This window comes from Nocardia sp. bgisy134 (genome assembly GCF_057708325.1).
The window spans coordinates 224731-237485 of sequence record NZ_JBYIRW010000002.1; the positions used below are offsets into that span (position 1 = coordinate 224731).

Annotated in this window: 11 protein-coding genes; 6 read left to right on the forward strand and 5 right to left on the reverse strand. The window is 69.3% G+C overall.

Features of this window, described 5'->3' with window-relative positions:
- The first annotated feature begins 27 nt into the window (after positions 1 to 27).
- Positions 28 to 1050, forward strand: a complete 1023-nt coding sequence (locus AC3ERS_RS04965; RefSeq protein WP_431963944.1) for an alpha/beta hydrolase — start codon at positions 28 to 30, stop codon at positions 1048 to 1050.
- Positions 1051 to 1164: 114 nt separating this feature from the next.
- Complete coding sequence (locus AC3ERS_RS04970; protein ID WP_431963946.1) at positions 1165 to 2409, forward strand: Nramp family divalent metal transporter; 1245 nt, start codon at positions 1165 to 1167, stop codon at positions 2407 to 2409.
- Between the two features lie 106 nt (positions 2410 to 2515).
- Here AC3ERS_RS04970 and AC3ERS_RS04975 read toward each other — a convergent pair whose 3' ends face one another.
- The gene (locus AC3ERS_RS04975) at positions 2516 to 3541 is read right to left on the reverse strand and encodes an SDR family oxidoreductase (protein ID WP_431963948.1); all 1026 of its coding nucleotides are present in this window, start codon (positions 3539 to 3541) and stop codon (positions 2516 to 2518) included.
- A gap of 178 nt (positions 3542 to 3719) precedes the next feature.
- Positions 3720 to 4532, reverse strand: coding sequence for an enoyl-CoA hydratase (locus tag AC3ERS_RS04980; RefSeq protein WP_431963950.1), 813 nt, complete (start codon positions 4530 to 4532; stop codon positions 3720 to 3722).
- A gap of 132 nt (positions 4533 to 4664) precedes the next feature.
- Here AC3ERS_RS04980 and AC3ERS_RS04985 point away from each other — a divergent pair, with 132 nt between their 5' ends.
- A complete protein-coding gene (locus AC3ERS_RS04985; protein WP_431963952.1) occupies positions 4665 to 5924 on the forward strand; it encodes a TetR/AcrR family transcriptional regulator in 1260 nt (419 codons plus the stop codon).
- Here the strand turns inward: AC3ERS_RS04985 and AC3ERS_RS04990 are convergent.
- Positions 5901 to 7427 (reverse strand): aldehyde dehydrogenase family protein, encoded by a 1527-nt coding sequence (locus AC3ERS_RS04990; RefSeq protein WP_431963954.1) that lies wholly within the window; start codon positions 7425 to 7427, stop codon positions 5901 to 5903. The two genes, AC3ERS_RS04985 and AC3ERS_RS04990, sit on opposite strands and share 24 nt — an antisense overlap.
- A 399-nt stretch (positions 7428 to 7826) precedes the next feature.
- Between AC3ERS_RS04990 and AC3ERS_RS04995 the strand changes: the two genes are divergently transcribed.
- Genes AC3ERS_RS04995 through AC3ERS_RS05005 form a run of 3 tightly spaced genes read left to right on the forward strand, consistent with a single transcriptional unit; the run spans position 7827 to position 10500 of the window.
- Positions 7827 to 8831, forward strand: a complete 1005-nt coding sequence (locus AC3ERS_RS04995; RefSeq protein WP_431963956.1) for an ATP-binding cassette domain-containing protein — start codon at positions 7827 to 7829, stop codon at positions 8829 to 8831.
- Positions 8828 to 9652 (forward strand): ABC transporter permease, encoded by an 825-nt coding sequence (locus AC3ERS_RS05000; RefSeq protein ID WP_431963958.1) that lies wholly within the window; start codon positions 8828 to 8830, stop codon positions 9650 to 9652. Before AC3ERS_RS04995 ends, AC3ERS_RS05000 begins: the two co-directional genes overlap by 4 nt.
- Positions 9649 to 10500 (forward strand): ABC transporter permease, encoded by an 852-nt coding sequence (locus AC3ERS_RS05005; protein WP_431963960.1) that lies wholly within the window; start codon positions 9649 to 9651, stop codon positions 10498 to 10500. The genes AC3ERS_RS05000 and AC3ERS_RS05005 overlap by 4 nt, the downstream gene beginning before the upstream one ends.
- A gap of 105 nt (positions 10501 to 10605) precedes the next feature.
- Here AC3ERS_RS05005 and AC3ERS_RS05010 read toward each other — a convergent pair whose 3' ends face one another.
- The gene (locus AC3ERS_RS05010) at positions 10606 to 11802 is read right to left on the reverse strand and encodes a lycopene cyclase family protein (protein ID WP_431963962.1); all 1197 of its coding nucleotides are present in this window, start codon (positions 11800 to 11802) and stop codon (positions 10606 to 10608) included.
- Between the two features lie 66 nt (positions 11803 to 11868).
- Positions 11869 to 12345 (reverse strand): hotdog fold domain-containing protein, encoded by a 477-nt coding sequence (locus tag AC3ERS_RS05015; protein WP_431963964.1) that lies wholly within the window; start codon positions 12343 to 12345, stop codon positions 11869 to 11871.
- Positions 12346 to 12755 lie beyond the last annotated feature (410 nt).

The following is a 12755-nucleotide window of genomic DNA, read 5'->3' on the forward strand; positions in this document are numbered from 1 at the left end:
CGGCGCCGTGGCACGCGTGGCGCGGCGATGATCGCGACCGCTGCGGTGTTCGCGGGACTCGTGTCCGGACTCGGCGCATCCTCGGCTACGGCTGACCCGATCATCGAATCGAACGCGCTGCTGGCGAACCCGACCTCCTCCGACGGGTCGAAGATCGTCAAGGCGGAGGTCAAGGACTCCCGCACCATCCGGCTGCACGTGTACTCGGCCGCCATGGACGAGAACGTCCTCATCGACGTGCAGCGTCCGGCCGACGCGTCGGTGCCGCGGCCGACCCTGTACCTGCTCAACGGCGCGGGCGGCGGCGAGGACGACGCCTCGTGGGTGGCCCGCTCGGAAGCGCTGGAGTTCTTGAAAGACAAGAACGTCAACGTGATCCAGCCGATCGGCGGCAAGTGGAGCTACTACACCGACTGGATCGAGGACGACCCGACGCTGGGCCGCAACAAGTGGACGACGTTCTTCACCGAGGAGCTGCCGCCGCTGGTCGACGGCGCGCTCGGCACCAACGGCGTGAACGCCGTCGCGGGCCTGTCCACCTCGGGCACCACCGTGCTCGCGCTGCCGATCGCCAAGCCCGGCCTGTACAAGGCGGCGGCGGCCTACAGCGGCTGCGCGCAGACCAGTGACCCGGTGGGCTCGGAGTTCGTGAAGCTCACGGTCGAGACCTGGGGCGGCGGCGACACCGCGAACATGTGGGGCCCGCCGGGCTCGGAGGCGTGGGTCAAGAACGACCCGTACGTGAACGCCGAGGGTCTGCGCGGTCTCGAGCTCTACATCTCCACCGGCACCGGTCTTCCCGGTCAGTACGACACGCTGAACGGCGAGTACGCGCTGCCCGGCGCCTACGGTCTGGCCAACCAGATCCTGATCGGCGGCGTCATCGAGGCGGGCACCAACTACTGCACGCACAACCTGCAGAACCGCCTGAACGAGCTCGGCATCCCGGCGACCTTCAACTTCCGCCCGGACGGCACCCACTCGTGGGGCTACTGGAACGACGAGTTCCCGCGCTCGTGGCCGGTCCTGGCCAAGGGCCTCGGTCTCTGAGCCTGCCCGATTCTCCCTCGACCGCCCCGGTCACACGCTCGGTGTGACCGGGGCGGTCGATTTTTTGCAGGGCGAGCAAACGGGAAAGTTCGGTAACCCGTAAAATTCTGTTCCGTGAGCACCACCCTGGCGGATCCGCCCCGATCGACCGGTCGGGCGCGTTCGCTGGTCGCGCTGCTCGGCCCCGCCTTCGTCGCCGCCATCGCCTACGTCGACCCGGGCAATGTGGCGTCCAACGTCAGCGCGGGCGCGCAGTTCGGGTACCTGCTGGTGTGGGTGATCGTCATGGCGAACGTCATGGCCGGGCTGGTGCAGTTCCTCTCCGCCAAGCTCGGTTTGGTCACCGGGATGTCGCTGCCCGAGGCGGTGCGTGCGCGCGCGAGCCGTCCGGTGCGCCTCGCCTACTGGGGACAGGCCGAGACCGTCGCCATGGCGACCGATCTGGCCGAGGTGGTCGGCGGCGCGATCGCGCTGAACCTGTTGTTCGGGCTGCCGCTCGTGGTCGGCGGAGTGATCACCGGCGTGGTGTCCATGTGCCTGCTCGTGGTGCAGGACCGGCGCGGTCAGCGGCCCTTCGAACGGGTGATCATCGGCATGCTCGTGATCGTCGCGGTCGGCTTCCTCGCCTCCGTCGTGATCGCGCCGCCATCGGTGCCCGGAGCGATCGGCGGGCTGACCCCGCGCTTCGACGGCGCCGAGAGCGTGCTGCTCGCCGCCGCCATGATCGGCGCGACCGTGATGCCGCACGCGGTCTACCTGCACTCCGGCCTGGCCAGGGACCGCCACGGACACCCAGCGCCCGGACCACTCCGGGTTCGCCTGCTGCGGGCCACGCGGCTCGACGTCGTCCTGGCGATGCTGCTCGCGGGCACGGTGAACCTGGCCATGTTGCTGATGGCCGCGAATACGCTGCGCGGCAAGGAAGTCGACTCCATCGAGAGCGCGCACGCCGCGGTCGGCGACGCGCTCGGCCCGGCCGCGGCGCTGCTGCTCGCGGTCGGCCTGCTCGCCTCCGGGCTGGCCTCCACTTCGGTCGGCGCGTACGCGGGCGCGATGATCATGCAGGGTCTGCTGCGCCGCACGATTCCGCTGCTGCTGCGCCGGTCGATCACCCTCGTCCCGGCGATCGTCATCCTGGCCGCGGGCTTCGACCCGACCCGCGCGCTGATCGTCTCGCAGGTGGTGCTGTCCTTCGGCATTCCGTTCGCGCTGATCCCGTTGGTGCGTTTCACCAGTGACCGCGGGCTGATGGGCGCCGACGTCAACCATCGGGTGACGACCGGGCTGGCCTGGCTGGTCGCGCTGATCATCAGCTCGCTCAATGTCGCGCTGATCTACCTGACCGTGACGGGCGGGTAGCTCGGCGGTCTACCGCTCGAGGCGCGCCGACCGTCGGCGTGGTGATCGGCGCGACCGATGCGCAGGGGGCAGCGGTCGACCACGCCGACGATCGGGCGCGTGCCGATCACACCCAGTTCTCGATCCAGTACTTCCAGATCAGCGGGGCGTACGCGGCCAGCGGCGGCACCTTGATATCGGTGCCAGCGAGCGCGGCGCCGGCGCGGGCGGCGTCGAACCGGCAGGTGAACTCGCTGTGCTCGAGCACGTCCATCGGGACGCCGACGCGCGGCAACATCCACTTGGCGCCCGGCACCCGCAGCACCATGTTCATGGCGCGCTTGGGCATCACCTCCACCAGGTGCGGCGAGCCCGCCTCGTCGGCAAACAGATTCAGCGCCTCGACCGCGCTCATCCGGCGCGGATCGACCAGGTGGTAGGTGCTCGACGCCGGGCCGGGGCGGTGGGCGATGTGGTCGAGCGCCCGCGCCACGAAATCCACCGGGACCATGTTGGTTTCACCGAGCTTGGGCACCAGCACCGGAAGGATGCGCGGCAGCTGGGCCGCCATCCGCAGCAGCCGGAAGAAGTAGTAGGGACCGTCGATGCGGTCGATCTCGCCGGTCCGGGAATGGCCGATGACGATGGACGGGCGATAGATCCGCCAGTCGAGTCCCGAGTCCCTGACGATGCGTTCGGCCTCGAACTTGGCCTGCTGCAAGGGAGTTGTCAGCGTCTGTCCGTGGTCGAACATGTCCTCGGTGAACACGCCCTCGTAGGAGCCCGCCACCTCGACGGTCGACATGTGGTGCAGCAGACCGGCTTCCAGCGCCTCCGCGGCGTCCACGACGTTGCGGGTGCCCGCGCCGTGTTCGGTCAGGTCGTAGCTCGCGGCTAGGTGAAAGACATGGTCGATGGCGCCGCGCTGCTGTGCCAGCCAGTTGCTGTCGATGCCGAGGCCCGGCGCGCCGAGGTCGCCGCGGACCGGACGCACCCGGTCGCCCGCGTCCCATTCCCTGGCGCAGCAGGCGAACCGGTCGGCCGATTGCTGACCGGGCCGGACCAGCACGTGGATGTCCGCATCGCGCTCGAGCAGCTGTGGGATCAGGAAACGACCGATGAACCCAGTTGCTCCGGTAACCAGGTAAGCCATAGCCGATCAACATAGTCGCCCCGGCCGCGCGGTTTGTGCCCGGGATCACACTGCGGCGGGCCGGGTGGTGTTCGCGGGTCCGAGCTACCGGTTGGCGACCCGCGAACGACCGGTCCGGCGCACTTCGTTGTGCCCGGATTCCTCCGGCGTCGCGGGATCGCCGCGCCGCCGAGGAGACTCAGTCCGCGAAGACCGGCTTGCGCTTGGTCAGCATCGCGGTGGCGCCTTCGCGGAAATCGGGGGAGCCGAGCAGCTCGGTCTGGCCGGACTTCTCGGCCGCCAGCGCCCCGTCGAGGGCGATCAGGGTGGCCTGGTTGAGCGCCTTCTTGGTGAGCTCCAGCGCGCGGCGCGGGCCCGCGGCGATCTTGGCGACCGCGGCCTCCACCGCTGCGTCGAGCTCGTCGTCGGGCAGCACGGCCGTGAACAGTCCGGCGCTCTTCGCGGCAGGGGCGGGCAGCCGCTCGCCGAGCAGCGCCATCTCCGCGGCCAGCGGGCGTCCGGCCGCGGCGGCGACCAGCGCGGCCGCACCGCCGTCGGGCATCAGGCCGATGTTGATGAACGCCAGCAGCAGGTAGGAGTCCTCGCTCGCGTACACCAGGTCGGCGGCCAGCGCGATGCCGACGCCGACGCCCGCGGCCGCGCCCTTGATCCGGGCCACGACCGGAACCGGCGCGTCCACGATGGCTTTCACCAGCCGGTTGGCCGCGTCCATCACCAGGTCGGCGGTGATGCCGCGCTGCGCCTCGCCGGGGGACGCGGCCAGATCCGCGCCGGTGCAGAAGTCGCCGCCCTCGCCGGTCAGTACGATCGCGCGCACCGATCGGTTCTCGGCGGCCGTCAGGAACGTGTCGCCCAGCGCGACCATCGTGTCGTAATCGATGGCGTTCTTGCGCTTGGGTTTGGTGAGGGTGATACGCAGTACCTTGCCGTCCTGTACCGCGGCGAAGCCAGCGGTGGCCGCCGCGGTTGGTGCGGAATCGGCATTGCTCATTTTTCGCTCCTGGTCTGCGATTCGGCGGACGCCGGACCATGAATGGTGGTTAACTTTGCGAATTGTGGTTAACTTAGGTGGACTTGTCCGGCGCTGTCAACCAGGCGGCGCCGTCCCAGAACGGAGAGGTGCATGGTCGCGGAACACGGCGAGGTAGACCTCGCGCCCGCGCGGCCCGAACCGAGCGGGGGCAGGACGGGCCAGGAGAACGCCGGGGTACGCCGTCGCCCCAAAGACCGCAAGGCCCAGATCATCCGGGCCGCCGCGCGCGCCTTCAGCGAGCGCGGGTACTACCCTGTCGGCGTCGACGAAATCGCCGCCGATGTGGGCATTTCCGGGCCCGCGCTGTACCGGCATTTCGCGAACAAGTACGCGCTGCTGGTCGCCGCCGCCGAGGAGGGCGCGCGCCACCTGCTCACTGTCGCGCGCAACGCCGACGATCCCGGGCTCGACCCCGAACCGCGGCTCGAGCGCCTGATCAAGGCGCTCGCCGAGCACACCATCGACATCCGGCGCGAGGCGGGGCTCTACCGGTGGGAGCGCCGCTACCTGGAACGCGAAGATCGGATCCGGATCCGCAAGATCTACGACGATCTGAACGCCACCCTCGCCGCGCCCATCGCCGAGCTGCGCCCGGACGCGTCCGAGGCCGACCTGCGGGTGTTCGCCGCCTCGGTGCTCAGCGTGGTGGCCAGCATCTCCGCGCACCGCACGGCGCTCTCCGGCGCCCGGCTGCTTCCGCTGTTGCGCGAGATGTGCTGGTCGGTCCTGCGAGCCGAACTGCCGCCCGCTCCCGCGCAGCCCGAGCAGGGGCCGGCGGCGCGCGGCCTTCCGGTCACCTCCAAGCGCGAGCAGCTGCTCGCCGAGGCCATCCGCATCTTCGGGCGGCAGGGCTATCACGAGGCCAGCATCGAGGAGATCGGCGCCGCGGTCGGGATCAACGCCTCCAGCGTCTACCGGTACTTCAGCAGCAAGTCCGATCTGCTCGCCGCCGCCTTCCATCGCACCGGCGACCGGGTCTCGGTCGCCATGACCGACGCGCTCGCCGAGGCGACGAACCGGCCGGACGCGGTGCGCCTGATCGCCGCGCGCTACGCCAGGCTGACCTTCGCCACCCCGGAGATCATGCCGGTCTACTACGCCGAGTTCAGCAACTTGCCGCAGGCCGAACAGCACAAGCTGCGCGCCATCCAGCGCCAGAACGTCCTGGAATGGGCCAACCTGCTCGACGGCGACCCCGTCGAGGCCCGCTTCCGCGTGCACGCCGCGATCGGACAGGTCATCGACGTCGGCAGGCTCACCCGCTTCGACTCCCGTCCGGCTCAGCTCGCCCGCGTGACGGCGCTGATGGAAGCGGTCATGCTCGGCTCAGCCCGGGCGACCGTGGCGTAGTCGGAACATCGCCTTGGCCATGCGGAGATGGCGGGGATGCCGGTCGAAGGTGGCCAGGTTCATCGGCGCGCGGTAGCGCTTGCGTGCGACGGCGAGCGTTCTGCTGAACTCGCGCAGTCCGTGCTCGCCGTGGCTGTGGCCCTGGCCGTATTCGCCGACGCCGCCGACGGGCAGCGCGGGGATGCCGAGATGGGCGGTGGTCGAATTGATCGTCACCACTCCCGCCCGCAGCGTCTCGGCGAAGGACTCCACGCTGTGTACGTCCCTGGTGAACACCGAGACAGCGACGCCGTTTCCGGTGGCATTGATGCGCTTCGCGGCCTCCTCGATATTCGCCACCCGGTTGACGATCAGCACCGGCCCGATCGCCTCGCCGCTGATCGCGATGCTCTCCTCCGGCACCTCGGCGAGCACGATCGGCTCGACGTAGGGCTCGCGGATCGAATCCAGTCCGCCGACCACCGCGCGCCCGCCCCTGGCGAGCGCGTCGCGCACTTGCTTGCGCACCACGTCGACCTGGGGCTCCAAGATCATCGGCCCGTAGGAGGCGCGCTTGTCCGCGCCGGGGCGCAGCCTGCGGGCATCCGCGGCCACCAAGTCGAGGAAGTTGTCGTACACCGAATCCGCGACGTAGGCGCGCTGCACGCCGGAGGGGTTCTGGCCCGCGTTGGCCATCGCCCCGAACACCGCGGCCTCGGCCGCGTCCTCGAGTTTCGCGTCGACGTGCACCACCATCGCGCCCTTGCCGCCGCGCTCGACCACCACCGGCGTCATGGTCTGGGCGCACAGCGAGATCACCTCCCGCGCGCCCGCTTCCGAGCCCGAGTAGGCGATCTTGTCCAGCTTGGCCCGGCACAGCGCGGCCGCCGTGGCGCCGTCCCCGGTCACCACCTGAAGCACCGGCTGGCTCGGGGCCAGCTCGGCCCAGCTCTCGGCCAGCCACACCCCGACGCCGGTGGTCAGCTCGTGCGGCTTGAACACCACCGCATTGCCCGCCGCCATGGCGTAGGCGATCGAACTCATCGGCGTGAAGACCGGGTTGTTCCACGGCCCGAGCACCCCGACGACGCCGAGCGGCAGATAACCCACCGAGGCCCGCTGGTTGCGGCTCAGCCAGCTCGAGCCGAGCCTGCGCCGCCGCAGCGCGCGAGAGGCGTTGCGCGCGGCCCAATCCAGATTCTCGACCGCGAGCATCACCTCGCCCGCTGCGTCCGCCGCGGGTTTTCCGGTCTCCTCCGAGACCAGCTCGACCAATTCGCTTGCCCGCCTTGCGATGCTGCGCTTCCAGTCCAGCAGCCAGCGTCTGCGGCCACCGAAACCCAAATTGGCCCACCATCTTTCGGCGGTGCGCGCGGCGCGGACAGTGCGATTCAGCTCGCCCGCCCCCATCACGGCGTAATTTCCGACCACCTCTCCGGTACGCGGATCCTGGGATATCAGCACGTTCGATCGGCCCGATCCTCCCGGATGCGCCGCCAAGCGTGGCTGCGCGGACTCGGCCATGGTTACCTCTTCGCAGTCTCGACCCGCCGTGCCCCCACCCGAATCGAGCCGACCCCTGACGGACCGGCTCCCAGCGCGGTCCCGCCACAGACGAGTGAGTGCGTGTATGCCCCCGTTTAGCAGACTATGGTCGGCGTCCCCGGCCGACAAGGCTGCGCCGCCGCCCCTGCGCTGCCCTTGCCACGCCTCGACCAGGATCGATCCAGCGCGACGCGGATCACAGGCAGCGAATGTGATCAATCCCACATTTATCCCGCTCCAGGTTTGGGTACGGACTGGTCGTCGGTCCAGGACGCGAGATGCCGGTAACATCACGCCCGGCGGCAGGGATCACCACCCCGACGTACTTCAGTGCGTCCGGCGATCGGATCGCCGCCCCGGCCCGATAGTGGAGAGTTGATGCCGAGCTTGAACCCAGCAGAATCGCCGGCGCGCCAGCCAGATTCGACCCAGCGCGATCCAGCGGTCCGCGTCGAGGACGTCCGCAAGTCGTTCGGCGACGTGCACGCACTGCAAGGGATCAGCTTCACCGTCGAGAAGGCGAGTGTGCTCGGCATTCTCGGCCCCAACGGCGCGGGCAAGACCACCACGGTCAAGATCCTGTCCACGTTGCTGCGCCCGGACTCGGGCACCGCCGTCGTCGCGGGCCACGACGTGTGCGAGGACCCGGCGGGGGTGCGGCGCTCGATCATGATGACCGGCCAGTACGCCGCGCTGGACGAGAACCTGTCCGGCCGCGAGAACCTCGAACTGTTCGGCAGGCTGATGGGCTTGGGCAGGTCCGCGGCACGCAAGCGCGCCGACACCCTGCTCGAGGAGTTCGACCTGGTGAGCGCGGGCAAGCGCGCGGTGCGCAATTACTCCGGCGGCATGCGCCGCCGCGTCGACATCGCCTGCGGTCTGGTCGTGCGCCCCGAGGTGGTGTTCCTCGACGAGCCGACCACCGGTCTGGATCCGCGCAGCCGCCAAGGCGTCTGGGATCTGGTGAACGTGCTCAAGGACCAGGGCATCACGGTGCTGTTGACCACGCAGTACCTCGAGGAAGCCGACGTGCTCAGCGACAACATCATCGTCATCGACAAGGGCACGGTGATCGCCGAAGGCACCGCCGAGGAACTCAAGGAGAAGACCGGCGGCAGCTACTGCGAGGTGGTCCCGCTCGACCCGAAGAAGGTGCTGACCGCCGCGTACGCGCTGGGCGATCTGGTGCCCGCCGCCGTCACCGCCGAACTCGACGGCGCCGACCGGCTCTCCTTCCCGGCTCCGAACGGCGCGACCACACTGTCGGAGGCGCTCCGCAGGCTCGACAGCGCGGGTGTCGCGCTGGCCGACATCGCGTTGCGCAGGCCCTCGCTCGACGACGTCTTCCTTTCCCTCACCGGCCACACGGGCGGTCACTCGTGACCGCCAGCGCCACCGAACCGGCCACCACCGAGGCGGCCGAACTCTTCGCCGAGCTACCAGTCGCCCGTCCGTCCTCGTTCGCGCAGTGGCAGGCGCTGACCGGGCGCGTGGTGAAGACCATGGCCACCAAGGGCGAGCTGATCGTCGCCTTCGTGACGCCGCTGGTGTTCACCCTCGGCTTCTATCTGCCGCTGCGCTTCGTCATGAAGCTCCAGGGCATCGACTACGCGCAGTTCGTCATGCCGATCATCGTGTTGCAGACCATGGCGTTCACCATGCTGTCCAACGCGCAGCTCGCCGCGTTCGAGGCGATGACCGGCCTGAGCACCCGCCTCCAGACCATGCCGATCGGCACCTTGGTACCGCTCACCTCGCGGATCTGCGCGGGCCTGGTCCGTTCGGTCACCTCGCTGACCGGCGCGCTGCTCTTCGGGTACATGATCGGTTTCGAGTTCAGCGCCGGGTTCGGCCAGGCCGTGCTGTTCTGCGCGTTCTCGCTGGCCATCGGCACCGTGCTCGCGATCGGCGCGGACGGTCTCGGCAGCCTCACCAAGAGCCCGGAGCAGCTCAGCCAGGCGCTCACCCTGCCGACGCTGATCTTCGGCATGCTGTCCTGCGGGTTCGTGCCGGAGAGCAGCTTCCCGGAGTGGATCCAGCCGTTCGTGCGCAACCAGCCCATCTCGCAGTTCTCCTTCGCGCTGCGCGACATGGCGGGCGACGGGGTGAGCTGGGGCGTGTTGTGGGTGCCGCTGGCGTGGCTGATCGGGTTGACGGTGGTGTTCACGCCGTTCGCGGTGTGGGCGAGTGTGAGGCGGTCATGAACGTGCAGACGACGGAGTCCGAGGAGAAGGGCGCGGAATTCGCGCCGCTGCCGACCGTGGCCGCGCGCTCGGAGCACGCGATCGGCACCTGGGCGCAGCACAGCCTGTTGCAGTGCAAGCGACTGCTGATCGGCTGGATGCGCGATCCCGCCACCACCATCCAGACGCTGATCTATCCGGCGCTCACCCTGCTGATGTTCGACGTCGTGCTCGGCGGGACGATCACCAGGAACACCGGCATGGACGCCATCTACGGCCAGGTTCCGCTGATCACTCTGGTGGCGGCCATGTCCGGCGCGGTGGTGAGCGCGCTCGGTTTCAAGGTGGAGAAGGCCACCGGCCTGCTGAGCCGGTTCTGGACCATGCCGATGAACCGCGCGGCGAGCCTGTCGGGACGGTTGCTCGCCGAGGCGGTGCGCGTGCTGATCACGACGCTGTTCGTGATCCTGGTCGGCATGGCGCTCGGCTTCCGCTTCAACCAGGGACCGCTGGCGGCGCTGGCGCTGATCGGCATCCCGGTGCTGTTCGGCATCGGTTTCGCGGTGCTGTGCACGGCGCTCGCGACGCTCACCGAGGGCGTGCTGCTGGTCAGCCTGATCACGATCGTGAACACGCTGCTGATGTTCTTCAACACCGGATTCGTCCCGGTGTTCGCCTACCCGACCTGGCTGCAAGACGTGGTCGGCAACCAGCCGATGAGCACCGCCATCGACGCGATGCGCGGGCTCTCCGCGGGCGGTCCGGTCGCGGAGCCGCTGCTGAAGACGATCGCCTGGACCGTCGGCCTGATCGTCGTGTTCGCCTGGCCGGCGGTTCGCGGTTACCGCAGGGCGGCCGAAACCGCCTGATCGGCAATCGGCTCGGCGGGTCGACGTGGATCGTCGGCCCGCCGTCCTGTTTCGCGCGACCCGTGATGCGCGGACCGAGGGCTCGGCCGTTGTCCGATCCCGCGGCTACTCGATCTCGGTGGTCATCGGCTCGCGCGGCCGACTGAACTCGTAACCGGCCCAGCGGTTGCGGTTCGTCCAGCCGACCAGGTCGTAGCGCCAGCGGAACGGCCAGGTGTGCGCGACGGTGTTGAACAGCACCGCGCCCAGCGCGGCGTAGTCGTCGTGCGCGGAAAGCAGCGCGCGCTGCCCGCGCTCGGATTCGGTGAAGAAGGCTTCGAACATCGCGATCGACTGCTCGGTGGTCAGCCTGCCGAGGCCCCACAGTCCGCGCATGCGCATCCAATAGACCAGCCGCGCCCGCCACGGCCACAGCGCGTCGATAGGGTCGCGGCCGGTGCGCAGCGCGTCGACCGCCGTGTCGACCAAGGCGAGCGAATCCGCCACGCTGTAGCCGGTACACGGGTGCATCATGCCGCCGCGCGATCCGAACGGAACCGCCCGCGCGACGCCCTTCTTCGGCGGCGGCTGGTCGATCGGATAGTGGGCGGCCTCGTTGGGTTCCTCGCCGGTGAGCCGAATGCCATGGGCGGCAAGCCGATTCAATGTCCGCTTGCGCAGCTCGTGTTGCGGCATGCCGCCGCGCAGGCCGAGGCTGGTCTCCTCGAAGATCACCGTGCCGTCCCCGACCGGGACCGCGTAGAGGAACGACGGCGGCTCGTCCGGGCCCGCGCCGTTCTCCGGCCGCCAGTCCAGCAGCAGCCCCTCGCCTGCGCTGACCATCGGCGCCGCGGTCTCCTCGTCGACGAAGATGCCGTGCGCGCTGGCCGCCCTGCGCTGCCCGAGCGTGGGCAGGCCGCGGGTGTCGAACACCGTGGCGGCCTGCAATACCGTGCCGTCGGCCAGTTCGACCTCGTGCGCGTCGACGCGGGTGGCGCGCCCGGCGATCACCTCCGCGTCGTCGAGAGACAGCGCGTCGTGCAGACCCTGCTTGGACAGCACGCAGTAGGGACGGCGAATACGGTGCTCGGTCTTCGTCCACACCGTCGGCGCCTCGATGCGCGATCCGATCGCGCCGGGCGGCAGCCACTCCGGCAGCTCGTCGGCCCAGCAGGAAAAAGTGGGCGGCCAGAGCCGCTGCGGCCGCGGGTCGATCGCGATCACCCGCAACCCCGCCCGCATCGCCCGATGGGCCAGCGCCCGTCCGGTCGGGCCGAGCCCGACGACGCACAGATCGGCCGCCGGGACCGCACCGTCACTCATATCCGCATTCAATCCGCTGCTGTCACCCCGGTGCAACCAACCACGGGCCTCTGGTGTCCAAGTCCACTAACGCGGCGTGACCCAGGTGGTGATGTCGGCGTGGACGACCTCGAGGCCGTGCTTGTCGTAGATCGACACCGGCACCACCAGGTCCCGGCCCTCGGTGATCTGCGTGAAGTCCGGGATCTCCGGCAGCTTCGCCACCGCGCGCAATCCGGTCTCGGCCTTGGCCAGGTACTGCACGTTCATCGCCTTGGGAATCCAGCGGTGCGTGGTCGGCACCGTGGCCTCGCTGAGCATGCCCATGGCGACCTCGGCCAGATTGCACGCCGCGATGGCGTGGAAGGTGCCCAGGTGGTTGTGGATGCCGAACCACTTCGGCGAGGTCACCTCGCACAGTCCCGGCTCCAGCCGCACGACGCTGGGCAGCACCGTGCCGAAGTACGGCACCCTGGCCACCATGCCCAGCGAGAACAGCGCATGTCCCAGCCGGTTGTCCGGCAGCTTCTTCCACCCGCGCAGCGTTGCGGTCTCTTTCGTCATACCGCTATCTTACTCAAAAGTAAGTTCTGTACTCCATGGGCTCTCCGCGGAGTCTTCGCACACCTCGCAGGGGCTGTAACCTCTGCGTGGCGTGCGAAAGACGTGCGAAGTCGGCCCCCTCGCGGGGGTGATCGGGGCGACACCGGGGGCGATTTGAAGTGGGTTGGGGGTCTCGGGCATACTGTTCGGGTTGCCTTGCGCGGGGTCGTGGCTGTTTCCCAGTGAGACGGGTCGTGACCGGCGAGGCGAGCAGTACCCACTTGTGTGCTTCATCGAGTTTCGGTGTGAGCACGTCCGGGACGTTGTTCCGAGCCTGAGATGAAGTTTTCGATCCGGGCCGAGGAATAAGCGGTAGGGCGACACGCCCGACCGCGTGGACCGGAGAACCATGACAGATGAACAGCGGCGAG